The sequence below is a fragment of the Psychrobacter sp. TB55-MNA-CIBAN-0194 genome (genome assembly GCF_040309505.1).
In the GTDB taxonomy this organism is placed as follows: domain Bacteria; phylum Pseudomonadota; class Gammaproteobacteria; order Pseudomonadales; family Moraxellaceae; genus Psychrobacter; species Psychrobacter fozii.
Genome location: NZ_JBEOOW010000636.1, coordinates 1 through 247, shown reverse-complemented (window position 1 = coordinate 247; position 247 = coordinate 1). Strand labels below are relative to the sequence as shown.

The window sequence follows — 247 nt, the reverse complement described above, 5'->3', positions numbered from 1 at the left end:
CCTGTAAGCTTGGTTGCTGCTTCAAAATCGAGCATACCCAGTGTCTCACCAATATGCGTATGATCTTTAATCTCAAAATCAAACTCACGCGGTGTGCCCCATTTGCGTACTTCGACGTTATCGTCTTCTGATGTACCAACTGGTACATCTGCTGCTGGGATATTTGGAATTTGCATTACCGCTTGGCTAATGCGCTCTTGTAAGGTACGTAGCTCGTCTTCAGCTGTCTTAATCTCACCACTGACAC

Annotated in this window: 1 pseudogene; it reads right to left on the bottom strand. The window is 45.7% G+C overall.

The features are described from left to right. Nucleotides 1-247, bottom strand: a pseudogene (locus tag AAEY75_RS16555) (serine--tRNA ligase); the annotation flags it as partial.